Source organism: Brachybacterium sp. AOP24-D1-21, from assembly GCF_052378665.1.
Taxonomy (GTDB): domain Bacteria; phylum Actinomycetota; class Actinomycetes; order Actinomycetales; family Dermabacteraceae; genus Brachybacterium.
On record NZ_JBQSXX010000001.1, the window covers coordinates 1146260 to 1162162 of the forward strand.

The 15903-nt window shown below is 70.1% G+C and carries 18 protein-coding genes; 3 read left to right on the plus strand and 15 right to left on the minus strand.

Features of this window, described 5'->3' with window-relative positions; genetic code table 11:
• Positions 1-30: 30 nt before the first annotated feature.
• From ACT3UF_RS05105 to ACT3UF_RS05115, 3 genes are all read right to left on the minus strand, one after another.
• Positions 31-1047 carry a hypothetical protein gene (locus tag ACT3UF_RS05105; protein WP_441444535.1) on the minus strand — a complete coding sequence of 339 codons (1017 nt, stop codon included), beginning with the start codon at positions 1045-1047 and terminating at the stop codon, positions 31-33.
• Between the two features lie 399 nt (positions 1048-1446).
• The gene (gene fdhD, locus ACT3UF_RS05110; protein ID WP_441444536.1) at positions 1447-2319 is read right to left on the minus strand and encodes a formate dehydrogenase accessory sulfurtransferase FdhD; all 873 of its coding nucleotides are present in this window, start codon (positions 2317-2319) and stop codon (positions 1447-1449) included.
• Between the two features lie 106 nt (positions 2320-2425).
• Positions 2426-2950: a polyketide cyclase gene (locus tag ACT3UF_RS05115; RefSeq protein WP_441444537.1), complete on the minus strand. Its 525-nt coding sequence runs from the start codon at positions 2948-2950 to the stop codon at positions 2426-2428.
• Between the two features lie 197 nt (positions 2951-3147).
• Here ACT3UF_RS05115 and ACT3UF_RS05120 point away from each other — a divergent pair, with 197 nt between their 5' ends.
• Positions 3148-3744: a dihydrofolate reductase family protein gene (locus ACT3UF_RS05120; protein ID WP_442332466.1), complete on the plus strand. Its 597-nt coding sequence runs from the start codon at positions 3148-3150 to the stop codon at positions 3742-3744.
• Positions 3745-3848: 104 nt separating this feature from the next.
• Here the strand turns inward: ACT3UF_RS05120 and ACT3UF_RS05125 are convergent, their stop codons facing one another.
• From ACT3UF_RS05125 to ACT3UF_RS05180, 12 genes are all read right to left on the minus strand, one after another.
• Positions 3849-4337 carry an SRPBCC family protein gene (locus ACT3UF_RS05125; protein WP_442332467.1) on the minus strand — a complete coding sequence of 163 codons (489 nt, stop codon included), beginning with the start codon at positions 4335-4337 and terminating at the stop codon, positions 3849-3851.
• Between the two features lie 100 nt (positions 4338-4437).
• Positions 4438-5277: an SDR family oxidoreductase gene (locus ACT3UF_RS05130; protein ID WP_442332468.1), complete on the minus strand. Its 840-nt coding sequence runs from the start codon at positions 5275-5277 to the stop codon at positions 4438-4440.
• Positions 5277-6239, minus strand: a complete 963-nt coding sequence (locus ACT3UF_RS05135; protein ID WP_441444541.1) for an ABC transporter substrate-binding protein — start codon at positions 6237-6239, stop codon at positions 5277-5279. Before ACT3UF_RS05135 ends, ACT3UF_RS05130 begins: the two co-directional genes overlap by 1 nt.
• Before the next feature lie 71 nt (positions 6240-6310).
• Positions 6311-6982, minus strand: a complete 672-nt coding sequence (locus ACT3UF_RS05140) for an ABC transporter permease (protein ID WP_299303133.1) — start codon at positions 6980-6982, stop codon at positions 6311-6313.
• Complete coding sequence (locus ACT3UF_RS05145; RefSeq protein WP_442332469.1) at positions 6979-7629, minus strand: ABC transporter permease; 651 nt, start codon at positions 7627-7629, stop codon at positions 6979-6981. Before ACT3UF_RS05145 ends, ACT3UF_RS05140 begins: the two co-directional genes overlap by 4 nt.
• Positions 7626-8486, minus strand: coding sequence for an ABC transporter ATP-binding protein (locus ACT3UF_RS05150; protein WP_441444543.1), 861 nt, complete (start codon positions 8484-8486; stop codon positions 7626-7628). The genes ACT3UF_RS05145 and ACT3UF_RS05150 overlap by 4 nt, the downstream gene beginning before the upstream one ends.
• A gap of 120 nt (positions 8487-8606) precedes the next feature.
• On the minus strand, positions 8607-9482 hold the full coding sequence (locus tag ACT3UF_RS05155; RefSeq protein ID WP_441444544.1) for a class II glutamine amidotransferase: 876 nt from the start codon (positions 9480-9482) through the stop codon (positions 8607-8609).
• 56 nt (positions 9483-9538) lie between these two features.
• Positions 9539-10369 (minus strand): amino acid ABC transporter permease, encoded by an 831-nt coding sequence (locus ACT3UF_RS05160; protein WP_441444545.1) that lies wholly within the window; start codon positions 10367-10369, stop codon positions 9539-9541.
• 52 nt (positions 10370-10421) lie between these two features.
• Positions 10422-11165: an amino acid ABC transporter permease gene (locus ACT3UF_RS05165; protein ID WP_299303144.1), complete on the minus strand. Its 744-nt coding sequence runs from the start codon at positions 11163-11165 to the stop codon at positions 10422-10424.
• Between the two features lie 111 nt (positions 11166-11276).
• Positions 11277-12260, minus strand: coding sequence for a glutamate ABC transporter substrate-binding protein (locus ACT3UF_RS05170; protein WP_444502164.1), 984 nt, complete (start codon positions 12258-12260; stop codon positions 11277-11279).
• 152 nt (positions 12261-12412) lie between these two features.
• Positions 12413-13288, minus strand: coding sequence for an amino acid ABC transporter ATP-binding protein (locus ACT3UF_RS05175; RefSeq protein ID WP_444502163.1), 876 nt, complete (start codon positions 13286-13288; stop codon positions 12413-12415).
• A gap of 205 nt (positions 13289-13493) precedes the next feature.
• On the minus strand, positions 13494-14294 hold the full coding sequence (locus ACT3UF_RS05180; RefSeq protein ID WP_299303149.1) for a hydroxymethylpyrimidine/phosphomethylpyrimidine kinase: 801 nt from the start codon (positions 14292-14294) through the stop codon (positions 13494-13496).
• Between the two features lie 240 nt (positions 14295-14534).
• Between ACT3UF_RS05180 and ACT3UF_RS05185 the strand changes: the two genes are divergently transcribed.
• Together ACT3UF_RS05185 and ACT3UF_RS05190 are read left to right on the plus strand one after the other, a co-directional pair.
• Positions 14535-15071 carry a GtrA family protein gene (locus ACT3UF_RS05185; protein ID WP_444502162.1) on the plus strand — a complete coding sequence of 179 codons (537 nt, stop codon included), beginning with the start codon at positions 14535-14537 and terminating at the stop codon, positions 15069-15071.
• 86 nt (positions 15072-15157) lie between these two features.
• Positions 15158-15841: a hypothetical protein gene (locus tag ACT3UF_RS05190; RefSeq protein WP_444502161.1), complete on the plus strand. Its 684-nt coding sequence runs from the start codon at positions 15158-15160 to the stop codon at positions 15839-15841.
• Positions 15842-15903: the final 62 nt, after the last annotated feature.

A 15903-nucleotide genomic window follows, 5' to 3' on the forward strand; every position in this document is an offset into this window, starting at 1 on the left:
GCCGCGGGTTGCCGCGGGGTCGGCCCCTGGTCACCCCGGTCGTGGACTTACGCGCATCGAGGGACGTTTCGCGGCCAGCATCGACAGCGTGCGGTGGATGCGCTCCTCGCTCGGCACCTGCAGTCCTCTCTCCCCGAGGCTCCGACGCAGACGCAGCAGAATCCGACGTGGACGCCAGAGGTCCGTGCCGTTGGCGCGTGCCAGCATCCACCCGCGGGCCGCTAGTTCGTCGCGCCGAGTCTCGTCCGCGCGCCACTGCTCCTTCGTGGTCCGATGACCGTCGCCGTCGTACTCCAGGCCCACGCCGACCTCATCCCACGCCAGATCGATGTAGCGGGTCCGTCCCGTGAGCGGGTCCGGCACCGGGAGATTCGGGAACGGTGCCGGGAACCCTGCCGACTCGAGCATCAGCCTCATCACCGTCTCGCCCGGTGAGCGCACCCGTGTACACGCCAGCGCGAGGGCTCGGCGTGCACGTGCGGTCCCCGCCCCGCCACCAGGCGCCTCGAAGGCCGCACCCAGAGTCCTCATCGTCTGCCCGGGTGACACGGGATCTGGTCCGACCACAGATTCGATCGCCGCGACCACGTCCCACAGCGGAAGCATCGTCGCGAGCTCCCGAATGGTCTCCGCCTGCGACGACACCACGAGCGTGCCGAGCAGTGCGGTGCCGCCAGGTCGCTGCCGATGCACGATGGCGCCCCTCCCTATCCGTCCGCTCTGCTCCGGTGGGACGCGACAGTGCAGTACGGGAAGCTTCGCGTCGACGCCCAGCGCACGGCCCGGCTGCACCGAGGGGATGACCGCGACTCCGTCACGCACCTGCAGGTCGGGGCCTCGGAGGAGGCCGACCCCCTTCTCGAGCGCCCCAGGGATCGGGATGCCCCACAGCAGCGCCGCGGTCGTGTGGCTGAGGACGCTGCCCGGACGGACCCTGTTCTGCAGCACCCACGACATGATGTTGAGCGTCGCAGGGCCGCTGGTGAGGGTCAGATAGCCGGGGAACACCGTGGTGAAGAGGTCCGAGGCGAGATCCCGCGAATGCATGCCGAGTTCCAGCCATGCCGAACGGTGATCCAGCGCCCCCGCGTACCGCCTGAAATCCCTCGCCATTCACCCGACGCTAGAGCCATCCCGACCGTCGTCGGGATGCTCTGGCCGGCTGTGGAAAACCTGCCACTGGGGAGGAACCGTCGCCCGGCCGTCACCGGGCGAGCACGCTCGCCCCACGAGCGGGATCGGTCGATTCCGAGCCAGAATCGCCCCGGAAACGGCTCAGAATTGCACGATTCCGTACACGCCGCGCTGGGTGAGCTGGCAGGGCAGGGCGGGCGGGGCTGGGGCAGGGCAGGGCGGGCTGGCGCAGGGCAGGGCAGGGCAGGGCGGGCGGGCGGGCGGGGCTGGGGCCGGGCAGGGCGGGCGGGCAGACAGGGCGATCCGGCGGGATCAGCCCTCCGCCCCCGCCAGGTCCACCCGCTCAGGATGCGTGTACACGTTCATCCGTCCGTCGCCGTCCTCGGCCGCGCGGGTGAAGCCCACGAGGGTCTGGCCGAACTCCTCAGAGGTCTCGATGGCCAGGGAGCTCGCGGCGGAGACGCAGGCCAGCAGGGGGATCCCGGCCATGCAGGCCTTCTGGGCGATCTCGAAGCTGGCGCGGGAGGAGACCAGCAGGAAGCAGTCCCGCAGCGGCAGCCGGTCTGCGAGCAGCGCCCAGCCGATCACCTTGTCGACCGCGTTGTGCCGGCCCACGTCCTCGCGGACCACCAGGAGGTTCCCCTCGAGGTCCACGAGCGCGGCGGCGTGCACCCCGCCGGTGCGGGCGAAGACGGCCTGCTCGTCGTTCAGGGCGCGGGCGGCGGCGAGGACAACGCGGGGATCCAGCTGCCAGTCCTTCAGCAGCGCGTAGCGGCTCTTCTGCCGCACCGCGTCGATGCTCTCAGAACCGCACACCCCGCAGGCCGAGCTGGTGGTGAAGTTCTTGGTGGCCAGCGGCAGCAGCTGCGGCCGGGTGGTCGTGAAGTCCATGACGTTGTACGTGTTCTGCGCGAAGCCGCTGCCGTCGTCGACCACGGCGCCGTCGCAGTAGCGGGCCTCGGTGATGTCCTCGCGGTGGGCGATGATCCCCTCGCCGTGGAGGAAGCCGTGGATCAGCTCGACGTCATGGCCCGGGGTGCGCATCGTCAGCGAGAGCTGCTGACCGTTCAGGCGGATGTCCAGCGGCTCCTCGACGGCGACGTGGTCGCCCTTGCGGCCGGCGTACAGCCTGCCCTCACGCACCCTGACGGTGCGGATCCGTGCTCTGTCGGTGACCCTGCCCATCCCTTGAGGATAGCCCGCTCACCTGCGGTGCGGCCGTGCCCGGTGGACGCTCCTGGTCGCGGCCGATCTGCCGTCGATCAACCGCCGATCGCTCGCCCGGCGCCGCTCACTCCTCGCTCGGCGCCGCTGACTCCTGGTCGCGCTGTCGCCGCCGGCCCTCTGCGAGATCACGGGCCACGCCGAGCTGCTGCTCCCAGCCGTGGAGGTTCTCCTCGTAGTTGCGACGGCGCACCGCCTCGTCGAGTCCGAGTTTGGCGAAGCCGCGTTCGCGCACGGTGAGCCGCACCAGGTTGCGCTTGGCCGTCCCGGCGGGGTCGATGACGAACTCGACGGTGTTGTTCGGCGCGTCGGAGATCTCGCCGAGGCCGCCGCCGAGCCAGCGGAAGAAGATCCGGTTCGGTGGCTCATGGGCCTCGATCGCGAGCTGGAACCTGCCGTAGACAGGGTCGATGACTTCGGTGAGAGGACCGTGGCGGGTGATGGTGTGCTCTCGGTACTCACCGTCGTTGATGAACCAGCCCGGCTCGCGGATGACCGCGAACACGTTTTCGGCGCTGGCATTGATCAGCACGCTGCGCACGATCTCATCGGGGACCGCACCACCGGCGTGGAGAGCGGATTCGTCAGCCATGACTGTCCTCCTCGGGGTCGGACTGCGGCCTCGTCGCCGCCTGAGAGGAAGCCTGACAGACTTCCGCCATCCCGGCGACCCCCGTACGCTTCGAAAGCAGTCAGCTCGAGGGCAGTCAGCTCGAGGATAGTCAGCGGCGCGCATGCAGCAGCGCGCATGTTGCAGCCCACCCCGCAGTTCCGCCCCGAGGAGCTCCCATGGCCCATCCGCTCATCGTCACCGAGTTCCTCACGCTGGACGGGGTGATGGAAGCGCCCGGCGGCGGCGATCACCCGCAGGCGGGGTGGACGTTCCAGGGCATCGACTTCGTGCCCGAGGCGTACGAGATCAAGGGCAGCGAGCAGGAGGAGGCGGGCGCGCTGCTGCTGGGCCGCGTCACCTTCGAGGAGGTCGCGCCGGTCTGGCCGGGCATGGACGAGCAGTTCCGCCAGTACAACCGGATGCCCAAGCATGTCGTCTCCACGACGCTCTCGGCCGAGCAGGTCACCGGGACGGGCTGGGAGAACTGCCATCTGCTGCGCGATCTGGACGAGGTGCGGGCGCTCAAGGACACCGACGGTGGGCCGCTCCTGGTGCACGGATCGGCCCGACTGGTGCAGTCGCTCGTCGCCGCGGATCTCGTGGACCGCTACCACCTGCTGACCTTCCCGGTCCTGCTGGGCAGCGGCAAGCGGCTGTTCGCGGCCGACGCCCCGACCCAGCGCCTGGAGCTGGTGCGCTCCGCGGACTTCTCCAACGGGGTGCGGATGGCCGTCTACGACGTCCGCCGGGACACCTCCCCGACGGCCGCCTGAGGGCGACGCCGGGGCCTCGAGGCGCTCGCCGCGCCGAGCAGCGCCCGGGGCCCCGGGCCGAGCGGCGCCTGAGGCGCCGAGATCACTGCGTGCTGGTCAGGGCCTCAGGACTTCGTGACCGCCGCGGCGAGCAGGTTCAGAGATTCCTCGAGAGCCGTCTCCGGAATCGCCGGGAAGCCGACCTTCTCGAGCAGCTTCTGATCGGTGACCCTCGACCAGTCGTAGGTCAGGGACACCTCGGTGGAACCGGCGCCCTGGGCCTTCAGCTCGTAGAGCCACTCCCAGCCCAGCGGCTCGGTCGGCGCGCTGCCGTCCTCGGCTTCCGGCGCGGGCTGCCAGCCGATCATCTTGTTCTCGTCGTAGGCGGTGACGAAGTTGTGGGTGCGATAGTCGCCGCCCATGGCCTCGCGGTGCATGTTCATCACGAACTTCTCGCCGGACTTGTGGATGCGCTCGGTGTCATCGGCACTGCGCACGGTGCCGGAGCCATCGAACTCGGGGTGGCGCGCCGGCAGCGTGAGCAGATCGAACAGATCCTTCGCGGGCACATCGACGGTGCGGGTGACGGTCAGGTGGGTCTGGTTGCTGTTCATCTCCCCCACCCTGCCGTCTCCGCTGCGAGATGTCATCCGCGGGCCGACCGTGCGGTTGGCGCGCTGGCATCTGTGCTGGTCACAGCGAGGCGTCGGTCCGTCACAGGGGGTCCGCGACAGCCTCGGCGAGCGGCGTCGGCTCCCGGCCCAGCACCTCCCACACCCCGTCGCCGACCACGTCGAGCGCTCCGGAGGCGATCGCCGTGTAGGTGCTGATCCAGGCGTCAACCTGCCAGTCCGGTGCCCCGTAGGCGGCGCGGGAGGCACGGGCCTCGGCGAGCGTCTCGTCGACGTACTCGTACTCCTCATCGCGAGCACGGGTCATGAGCAGCGTGGCCTCCGCGAGGCTCACCGACACCGGTCCGGTCAGATCCAGGACCCGGCCGGCCCAGTGAGCGGGATCGCGCAGGATCCGGGCGGCCACGTCGGCCACATCGCGCCGAGCCACGAAGGCACAGCGACCGGTGCCGCCCGGCCCCCGGATCACCCGGTCCGGCCCGGCGAAGTCGAGCAGCACGTCGGCGTAGAAGCTGTCCCGCAGAAAGGTCCAGGCCAGTCCCGATCCGCGCAGCATCTCCTCGGTCGCGCCGTGGTCGCGGGCGAGGGTGAACTCAGCATCGGCTCCGGCGCCGAGGAAGGATGTATAGAGCACATGTCCCACCCCTGCCGCGACGGCGGCATCGATGGCCGTGCGGTGCTGGGCGAGGCGATCCTCGGCCTCCCCCACGGAGACCAGCAGCAGCGCGTCGGCCCCGGCGAAGGCGGTGCGGCAGGCGTCTGCATCGGAGAATTCCGCTCGCGCCGTGGCGACGCCCTCGAGCTGCGGGGCGCGGTGCAGGCTGCGCCCCACCATCAGCAGCTCGATCCCGGGCGCCGGGGCCAGCAGCCGGGCCACCTGCCCGCCGACCTTCCCGGTGGCCCCGGTGACCACGATGCGCATCAGACCAGGCCCTTCTCCGTCAGCCAGCCCGAGGCGATGTCGGCGCTGCTGGCCTGGTCCACCACGCTCTGGCGATTGAGCTCGACCAGATCCGCGGCGCTGAGCTGGGCGAGGACCCCGTCGATCGCCGCCGCGGCGGCCTCGTCGATCTTCTCGGACACCACCGGCACCACGTTCTGCGGGAGGATCAGCGACTCAGGGTCCTCGAGCACCACCAGGTCGTTCTCGGCGATGGCGGGGTCGGCGGTGTAGATGTCGGCCAGCTGCACGTCGCCGTCGATCAGCGCCTGCACGGTCAGCGGGCCGCCGGAGTCCTCGACGGGCACGACGGTGAGGTCCACGCCGTAGACGGTCTTGACTCCCTCAGGACCGTAGGGCCGCACCTCGAACTCGCTGTTCGCGGCAACCTTGAGGTCCTCCTCGACACCAGCCAGGTCCCCGATCGTGACCAGGGAGTGCTCGGAGGCGAAGTCGGCGGTGGTGGTGTAGGAGTCCTGATCGGAAGCCTCGGCGAAGGAGAGCACCCGCAGGCCCTCCGGCAGGGCCTCGGCGAGCGCGCCGTGGATCTCCTCCGGGCTCGCGGAGGCGGCCTCAGCGTCGTAATGCTGGAGCAGGTTGCCGAGGTACTCGGGCAGCAGATCCAGCGAACCGGCCTCGAGCTCCGGCATGTACACCTCGCGCTGACCGATCTGGAACTGGCGGTCGACGGTGAACCCCTTAGCCTCGAGGACCTGCGCGAACAGCTCGGCGATGATCTCGTTGGAGTAGTAGGCCTGGGAGCCGATGGCGAGGGTGCCGCCATTCCCGCCCTCGCCGGACCCGGAGTCGGAAGCTCCGCCCTCGCCGCCGGTGCCGTCCTCCTCTGCGAAGGGGTCGGAGCTGCCGCAGGCCGCGGCGCCGAGCGCGACGCCGCCGATGCCGAACGCCCCGAGCAGGTGACGGCGGGTGCTGTGGATGGTCATGGTGTTCTCCTCATGATGGTGCGGGCCGAGTGGGATGTGCGGGAAGGATGGGACCTGCGGACGGGAGCGAGTCATGCCGTCCTCGCCCCGCGCGGGGTGGCGAGGCGCTGGGCCAGCAGCAGGGCCAGATCCAGCATCAGCGCGAGCGCGATCACCAGCAGGGAGCCGGCGATCATCTGCGGATAGTTCTGGGAGCCGAGGCCCTGGAAGATGTACCGGCCCAGCCCGCCGCTGCCGACATAGGCGGCCAGCATCGCGGTCGCGACGACCTGGACGGTCGCGCCGCGGAACCCGCCCACCAGCAGCGGCATGCCCAGCGGGAGCTCGACCCGGGTGAGGATCTGCCATTCGGTCATGCCCTGGGCGCGCGCGGCATCGACGGTGGCGGGATCTGCGGACTCGATGGCGGAATACGCCCCGGCCAGCAAGGACGGGATCGCGAGGATCACGAACGAGAGCAGCGGGGCGGTGAGCCCGATCCCCACCAGCAGCGCGAACAGGGTCACCAGGCCCAGGGTGGGCAGGGCGCGGGCGGCGCCGGCCGCGGCCACGGCGAGGCCCTTGAAACGGCCCGTGTGGCCGACGTACAGGCCGACGGGCACCGCGAGCAGCGCTGCCACGAGCACCCCCAGGGCGGTATAGCCGAGGTGCTCGAGCGTGCGCAGGGGGATGCCGCCCGGACCGGACCAGTGCGCCGGGTCGGTGAGCCAGGCGAGGGAGCCGACGTAGGGATTTCCGGTCATGCTCTGCGCACCTCCCTCTGCCGGGTCCAGGGCATCACCGCGCGGCCCAGCAGCACCAGCAGTGCGTCGGTGAGCAGCGCGAGGGCGGCGGTGACGACGATCCCGGCGGCGATCTCCGCGACGATCCCGCGTCGTACACCGTCGACGAACAGCATGCCCAGGCTCGGCACGCCGAGCACCCCGCCGACGGTGACCAGCGAGATGGTGCTCACCGCGACCACGCGCACCCCGGCCAGCAGCACCGGACCGGCCAGCGGCAGCTCGACCCGGAGGAACCGAGCGGCCGGCGCGTAGCCCTGGGCGGTCGCGGAGCCGAGCACGTCCCGGCTCACCGAACGGAAGGCATCCGAGGCGGTGGGAACCATCAGCGCGAGCCCGTACAGGGACAGCGCGATCGAGATGTTCACGGGGCTGCGCACGCTGGTGCCGATCAGGCCCGGCAGCAGCACGAACAGTGGCAGCGAGGGGATCGCGTACATCAGGGAGGAGGTGGTGGTCACGGAGGTGCGCAGCCAGCCGCGGGCGTTGGCGAGCTTCGCGAGCGGCAGCGAGAGCAGGAACGCCACGAGGATCGGCGGCAACGCCTGGAGGAGGTGAGCGCCGGTGTAGCCGCCGATCACCTCGAGGTTCTCGAGCACCCAGTTCACGAGGGCCGCTCCCCCATCGGGCCGTCGCCGGCGCGTCCGGCCGTCTGTGCAGCGAGCACCCCGGCGGGCCGCCCGTCGGCGTCGACCACGACGTCGCGGCCGTCGACGCGTTCGATGTGGAGGGTGCGGGCGCCGCGGTCCGCGCCGACGAAGCTCGCGACGAAGTCGTCGGCAGGATCGGCGAGGATCTCCTGCGGGGTGCCGACCTGGGCGATGATCCCGCCGGGCTTCAGGATCACCACGCGATCGCCGAGCAGGAACGCCTCATCGATGTCGTGGGTGACGAAGACGATGGTCTTGCGCAGCTCGTGCTGGAGGCGCTGCAGCTCGCGCTGGAGCTCGTGGCGCACGATCGGGTCCACGGCGCCGAAGGGCTCGTCCATCAGCAGGATGTTGGGGTCGGCGGCGAGGCCGCGCGCCACGCCGACGCGCTGCTGCTGGCCGCCGGAGAGCTGGGAGGGATAGCGCCCGGCGAGTGCCGCCTCCAGCCCCACGGTCTCCATCAGCTCGTGCGCGCGCTCGCGGGCCTCGCGCTTGGCGGTGCCGCGCAGCACGGGCACGGTGGTGATGTTGTCCAGCACGGTGCGGTGCGGGAGCAGGCCCGAGGCCTGCATGACGTAGCCGATGCTGCGGCGCAGCTGGACGGGGTCCAGGCTGGCCACATCGTCGCCGTCGATGTGGACGCGTCCGGAGGTGGGGTCGACCATGCGGTTGATCATCCGCATCAGCGTGGTCTTCCCGGAGCCGGAGGAGCCGACCAGCACCACGGATTCGTGGGAGGCGATCTCGAGGTGGAAATCCTGCACGGCGAGCGTCCCGCCCGGATATTCCTTCCGGACGTTCTCGAATCCGATCACGGGGCCTCCCAGAGGGGGTCGGGCCGACGAGCTGTCACTGCCGGAAGGCCCAGCCTACCGAGAGCGCCCGACCGGTGGACGACACGGCCGGAAGCAGACCGGCTGGTCGGCGCGCAGCATTCAGGTCACCAGCGCAGCGATCCGCGGGCGCACCGAGACGCTGAGGTCGTGGCGATGGACCACGAGCGCCTGGCCCTCCCCCACCTCGAGGTATCCGGTCTGGGGGATCCCGGTGGAGGCGACGATGACCCGGTCGGCATCGATGCGATAGCGCAGCGAGTAGTTGTCCGCGGTGTGGTGGGGCCGGGCCTGCGCGGGATCGGACTGCTGGTAGGCGATTAGCAGGTCCGGGGTCATGTACAGGCAGTTCAGCGCCTCCGGCACCCTGGTCCCGTGCTCGAGGCTCAGCGCGGTGATCTCCGCGGCGGCGCGCTGCACGGCGGTCGCGGGGTCAGTGTCCCGGGCGTGCAGCTCGATCAGCGAGAAGTAGAGCTCGGAGTCAGTGGTGCCCTCGGGGGTGCGGCCGCCGCGGGCGAGCACCGCCTCGCCCAGGCCCTCCGGCAGGTCGAACTGGCCGTTGTGCGCGAACACGGTCTCGCCCTCGCGGAAGGGGTGGGTGTTGTCGATCCGCAGCGCCAGACCCGGGCTCGCCTTGCGCAGGTGGATCAGCATCATCGGGCCGGTCGCTGAGCGCACCGCCTCGCGATAGGCGGCGGATTCACGCGCCACGTCCAGGTGCCGACGGATCCGCGGCCGACGGGGGTTGGGCAGCGGCATCGGCCGGGCATCGCTCGCTTCAGCGTCGGCCGGCCTCTCACTCCCGCCGGCCGCACCGGACCCCTCCGGCGAACCAGCCCCATCGGCCGCCTCGAACCAGGCCACCCCCCAGCCGTCGCTGTGCACCTCGGACTGCGCGGTGAACGGCTCGATCTCCTCCGCGACCGCGCGATCCAGGGAGATGGGCTCACGGGAGACGACACCGAGCAGACGGCACATGCACAGACCAGCTTTCGAGTGGTGGAGGGAAGACGGCGCTCAGTGCGGCGCAGGGCTCAGCTCGATGCGGCGCGGGCCTTCATCCGCGCATCGAGCACGAGCGCGATGCGGGTGAGCAGGAAGTTGATGACGATGTAGATCAGCGAGACGACCAGGTAGGTCTGCACCAGGTAACGGGTGATCGAGACCAGCGTCTTGCCCTGGAACTGCAGCTCGTTGTAGCTGACCACATAGCCGAGCGTGGAGTCCTTGAGCAGGGTCACGAGCGCCAGGATCAGGCTGGGCAGCACCAGGCGCACCGCCTGCGGCAGCACCACGGAGAACATCGCGTCACGTCGGCTCAGCCCGATCGCCGCCGCGGCCTCGTGCTGGCCGATGTCCACGGCCTTGATGCCGGCGCGGAACACCTCTGCGGTGGAAGCGCTGGAGACCAGGATCATCGGGATCACGAGCATCCAGAACCGTGGGAAGGTGACGCCGAAGGCGGGCAGGGCGAGCAGGAAGGCGTAGACCACCAGCAGCATCGGGATGCCGCGGAAGAACTCGATCCAGGTGATGGCCGCGCCGTTGAGCAGCGAGAAGCGTGAGATCCGCGCGAGCGCCAGCAGCAGTCCGAAGGGGAAGGCGACCACCGCCGCGATCGCGGTCACCTTGAGGGTGCCCCAGAGGCCCTGTCCGAGGAATGCGAGGTAGTCCACCCGCAGGTAGACGATCCACTTGTTCGGGTCCAGCTGACCGTTGGCGTGGAACTGCCACAGCGCTCCGGCCAGCAGCGCCGCGATCGCGAGCATGCTGAGGACCGACAGCAGCAGGATGCGGCGGCGGCCCTTCGGACCGGGGGCGTCGAAGAGGACCTGGGTGGCGGTGCTGGACGTGGCTGTGCTCATCTCCCCATCTCCTCCCGCTCGTTCCTCGCAGTTCGTCGACCGAAGGTGGTGCTCATGCCTGTGCTCCTGCCGTGACGTCCAGCGTGGTGCGGGACTGTGAGCGGGAGGCACCCTTGGACGGTGCCACGGCCCGTTCGATCACGCCGCCGAGCGCCGCACCGCCCAATGACATCCCGAGGTAGACGGCGCCGGCGACCAAGAACATGACCACGGCCCGCCCTGACTGGATGTTCAGGGTCTGGGTGACCCAGGTGATCTCGCTGACCGCGATCGCCGAGCACAGGGCAGAGCCGATCACGGTGCCGATGAAGACGTTCACCAGCGGCTGGACCATGGAGCGGAACGCCTGCGGCAGCACCACGAAGCGCAGCGTGCCGAAGAAGCCCAGCCCGATCGAGCGCGCCGCCTCGGCATGCCCGATCGGCACCGTGTTGATGCCCGAGCGCACGTTCTCGCACACGAAGGCGGCCGAGGAGAGGGTCAGCCCCAGCACGCCGCACCAGAAGTACGGCAGCAGCAGGCCGACGTCCGGCAGTCCGAAGGCGATCAGGATCAGCAGGCTCAGCAGGGGGATGTTGCGGAAGATCTCGACATACACCGCGGACCCCCAGCGCAGCGGCGGGATCGGGCTGACCCGGAAGATCGCGAGCACCGTGCCGAGGATCAGGGCGAAGCCGTAGCCGAGCACCGTGAGCGCGACGGTAAAGCCGATGCCCTGCAGCAGCAGCGGAAGATTCTCCGCGAGCAGGGCGACGCTGTCTCGCAGGTACTGGATGATCCCGTCTGACTCGTCCATGGGGTGCCTCTCGGTGCGGTCGGGGGCCGACGGGGATCGCCCGGCATGGGCGATCCCCTTCCGCGCGGAGGGCGGTCGGCGTCGTCAGAGGCTCAGGGAGCCTCCGACGGATCAGGCGGGGAGCTCGCCGGGGACGGGCGGCTCGGGGGCTTCGCCGTCGATGACCTCGCCGACGGTCGAGGTCCACAGCTCCTGCCAGGTGCCGGAGTCGATGATCTCCTGCAGGAAGGTGTTGACGAAGTCAACGGCATCCTCGCTGTCCTTCGACAGGCCGATGCCGTAGGGATCGTCCACGAAGGGCTCGCCCACCACGGTGACCTCAGGGTCCGCGGCGGAGTTGCCCAGCAGCACGCCCTGGTCAAGGACGTACGCGTCCACGCGGCCCTGCTTGAGCGCGGCGACGCAGGACTCGTTGTCCGGGAGGGTCTCGACGCTCTCGGGATCCGTCACGAACTCCTCGATGGCCTGGATCCCGGTCGAGTTCGCCTGGGTGACGAGCTTGAGCCCGGTGAGGTCCTCGGGGCCGGCGATCGTCTCGGCATCCTCGGTGCGCACCTGGATCGCGGTACCGGAGAGGTAGTACGGCCCGGCGAAGTTGATGACCTCGAGGCGCTCGGGGGTGATCGAGTAGGTCGCGATCACGCAGTCCACGGTGCCGTTCTGGACGAGGGTCTCGCGGGTCTCGACGGTGGTGTCGATGTACTCGACCTTCTCCTCCCCACCCTCGCCGAGGATGTACTTGGCCAGCAGCTGGGTGATTCCGGCGTCGAAGCCGGTGGGCTGCCCGCCGGAGACGCTGGCCAGCGAGAACACCTGGTTGGCGACGGTGCCGCCGCGCACCAGCTGGTCCTTGTCCTTGATGGCGGTGGCCCAGGGGCTCGCGGCGACGGCGTCGTCCGCGGCGATCGGCCCGGAGGCGATCACGTCGCCGGAGCCACCGCCCTCGCCGCCGCCGTCGGAGGCATCGGAGTCGCCGCCGCCGAGGTCGGGGCCTGCGCCGGTGTCGGTGGAGCAGGCGGCGAGGCCGAGCAGCGGCAGGGCTGCGGCGGCGGCGACGACGGCGCGGCGGCCGGGTCGGAAGCTGGTGGACGTCATGGTTCTCTCCATTTTTTGAGCTGCTCCAGAAGGAGCGGCGGGTCAGGTCCGGCAGGTGCCGGAGGTCCGCTGTCGCGGTGGTCGGTGGGGATCCTGCTCGGATCTGCGGGCTCGGGGGGTGGGTTCGGGGGCGGGCCTCGCCGGGCGCCGGGTCAGTGGGCGAGGATCTTGGACAGGAACGCCTTCGCCCGCTCGCTGCGCGGGGCGGTGAAGAACTCCTCGGGGTCGCCCTGCTCGACGATCTCACCCTGGTCCATGTAGACCACGCGATCGCAGACGTGCCGGGCGAAGCCCATCTCGTGGGTGACCACGAGCATCGTCATGCCCTGCTCGGCGAGTTCGGTCATCACGTCGAGGACCTCGTTGATCACCTCGGGGTCCAGCGCCGAGGTGGGCTCGTCGAAGAGCAGCGCCTTGGGCTTCATGGCGAGCGCGCGGGCGATCGCGACTCGCTGCTGCTGGCCGCCGGAGAGCGCGGTGGGCAGGGAGTTCGCCTTGTCGGAGAGGCCGACGCGCTCGAGTAGCTCCATCGCCTGCTGATCCGCCTCGGCCTTGGACACCCCGCGCACCTTCCGCGGACCGAGGGTCACATTGTCGATCGCCTTGAGGTGCGGGAAGAGGTTGAAGCTCTGGAACACCATGCCCACGTCGGCGCGCAGCCGGGTGAGCTCCTTGCCCTCCTCGGGCAGGAGCTCTCCGTCGATGGTGATCTCGCCGGCGGTGATGGTCTCCAGGCGGTTCAGGCAACGGCACAGGGTCGACTTGCCGGAGCCGGAGGCGCCGATCAGCGCGACCACCTCACCGCGGTGGATGTCCAGGTCGATGTTCTTCAGCGCTTGGAAGTCGCCGAAGAACTTGTCCACGCCGCGCGCGGAGATCAGGGGCTCACCGATCGTCGTCGACCGCGACGTCGACCGCGAGCGGGCGCGCGAGGACCTGGACGCCGGTGGCGCCGCGGGGGTGCCTCCGGTGGTCCCGTCGGGCGTCCCGCTGCGGGGCGTCTCCGGGGGCGTGCTGCTCTCGTTCATCCTTCGAGAATGCGGCGCTCGGCGACATCTGTCCACATCCTGGGTCGAGTGTTCGCATGTCGGAACGTATTCGTAACAGTGAGCCATCCGAGGTGATGCTCCGCACGCCCTGCTCCCCGCCCGCTCCCTCGGGACCGAGGCTCACCTGCTCAGCAGCTCCTGGTCGCTGCGGGGCAGCTCCTGCCCCGCAGCCCAGGTGCGCCGCTCAGGCCCGGTACGCGCCCTGGTAGACCGCATCGAACGGGGTCGCGCCTTCCTGGCGATGCTCGATCGAGCTGGTGACCACGGCCTTCGCGGTGCGAGCGGCCTCGAGCGGGGTCGCACCCTTGGCGAGCTCGGCGGTCACCGCGGCGGCCAGGGTGCAGCCGGCGCCGGAGACCCGGTGCTCGCCGATCTTCGGGCTGCGCAGCTCGACGGTCTGCTCCCCGTCGTAGAACACATCCACCGCGTCGTCACCCTCGAGCACCACGCCGCCCTTGGCCAGCACCACCACGTCATAGATGTCGTGGATGCGGCGAGCGGCCTCGGTGAGGTCCTCGACGGACTCGATGCGCTCCATCCCGGAGAGGGTCAGCGCCTCGAAGTGATTGGGGGTGACGAAGGTGGCCAGCGGCAGGATCTTCTCCTTGAGCGCATTGTCGGTGTCGAGCGCGGCACCGGGCTCCTGGCCCTTGCAGATCAGCACCGGGTCCAGGACCACGTGGGTGAAGGAGCGCTCGGCGAGCGAGGCGGCGACGGTGTCGATCGTGGTCGGGGTGCCGAGCATGCCGATCTTCACGGTGTCGATCTCGTGCACGGCAGTGGTCGCCTCGATCTGGTCCGCGATCACCTGCGGGTCGACCGGCACGAAGCGGTGCGCCCAGTTGTTCTTCGGGTCGAAGGAGACGATGCAGGTCAGTGCCGCGGTGCCGAAGGTGCCCAGCTGCTGGAACGTCTTGAGGTCGGTCTGCGCGCCGGCGCCGCCGGTGGTCTCGGAGCCGGCGATGGTGAGGGCGACGTGAGTCATGGGGGCCTTCCTTGGAGGTGTCGTGGCGGTGCCGTGCGCACGTGGCCCGTCAGACGTGACGAACCGGGCCGACGCAGCGGCGGTGACCGCGCGCTCCCAGGGCTCGGAACCCGGTGGGTCCCGCCTGCCCGTCGCAACGGTCGGGCCGCGCGCTCCCAGGGTCCGGGGCGCCTGTGAGTTCGCTCCGGCCCGTCGCAGCGGCCGACCTCCGATGGTAACGCCTCGGGTACAGTGCCGCTCGTGCTGACCCCGGACTCGACGACGGAGAAGAACACTCCGTCCCCCTCCTCCCCGGGGACCGCTGCGCCTCGAGGAGCCGTGCGCCGCGGGGCTCCGGGACTGCTGGCGGAGCATCTGGGTCCCACCCTGAAGTTCCTGCTGGTGGGCGGGGTGGTGTTCCTGCTCGATGCCACGATGTACAACCTGCTGGTGTTCTGGCATCCCACGCACGGCTGGGGTGAGGGGCTGATGCACGCGAGTCCGCTGACGGCGAAGATCATCGCCATCGCCATCGCGTCCTGCCTCACCTACCTCGGCAATCGACTGTGGACCTTCGGAGACCGGCCGCGGCCGGACACCGCCCGCTCAATCATGATGTTCATCCTGATCAACCTCATCGCGACCGCGCTGCAGCTGTCCTGCCTGGGGTTCTCCCGCTACGTGCTGGGACTGGACTCGGTGCTCGCGGACAACATCTCCGGCACCCTGATCGGCCAGGTCGTCTCGACGTCCTTCCGCTACATCACCTACGGCCGCTTCGTCTTCCCCCGGCGCTGAGCCATGACTGCGCTGATCGCTCTTCCTGTGCTGATAGCTGTTCCTGAGCCGGTGGTTGATCCTGCGCCGGGGCTGATCCTGTGCTGATGACTGCTCCCGCTCCCCTGCTCGCCGCAGGGCCCTCCTGGCCGGGTGACTGGTCCACGTTCTGGCCGGACATGGTGATCGGCTGCATCACGGGCCTGATCATCGGTCTGGCGCTGTGGCTGCTGGAGATCTGGGCCAACCAGCGCCATTCCCGCAAGGTCGCGCGCCGGGTCTCGCTGCGCATCGTGCAGCCACTGCTGCTGGTCCTCCAGCGGCCGACGTACACGCAGGGCTTCAGCGAGATCGCCGTACTCCCCCGCAAGCACCGCGCTGCACTGACCCTCATCGAGCAGTCCGACCTCGATGACTGGCACGAGGAGCTCGCCACCGAGCTCACGGAGACGCTGCGCGACTATCGCGGTCGGCTGTGGAACCTGCAGGCCGACGCCGATGACCTCGAGCAGGCCGTCGAGCGCTGGTTCACCGTGCACCGCACCGCGCCGGTGGTGCGGGAGTGGGTCGAGGCCCGGCTGCTCGGCGCCAGCGACGACTACCTGCGCGCGATGGTCCGCGCCGAGGACGACTACGACACGATCGCCGCCGCCGGCGACCAGATCGTCTCCAGTCGGCTGGTGCGCAAGCATGCCCGCGCCTACGGGCAGGCGCTGCGGAAGGCGGATCGCACCCGGCAGGACCTGATGCCGATCCTGATCGAGAACGTGCGGCGACGCTCGAACCGCTGAGGGCCCGCTGCGCCCCTGCGGGTGGCGCTCTCTGTCAGCACCCTACGGTGCACTCTGTCTGC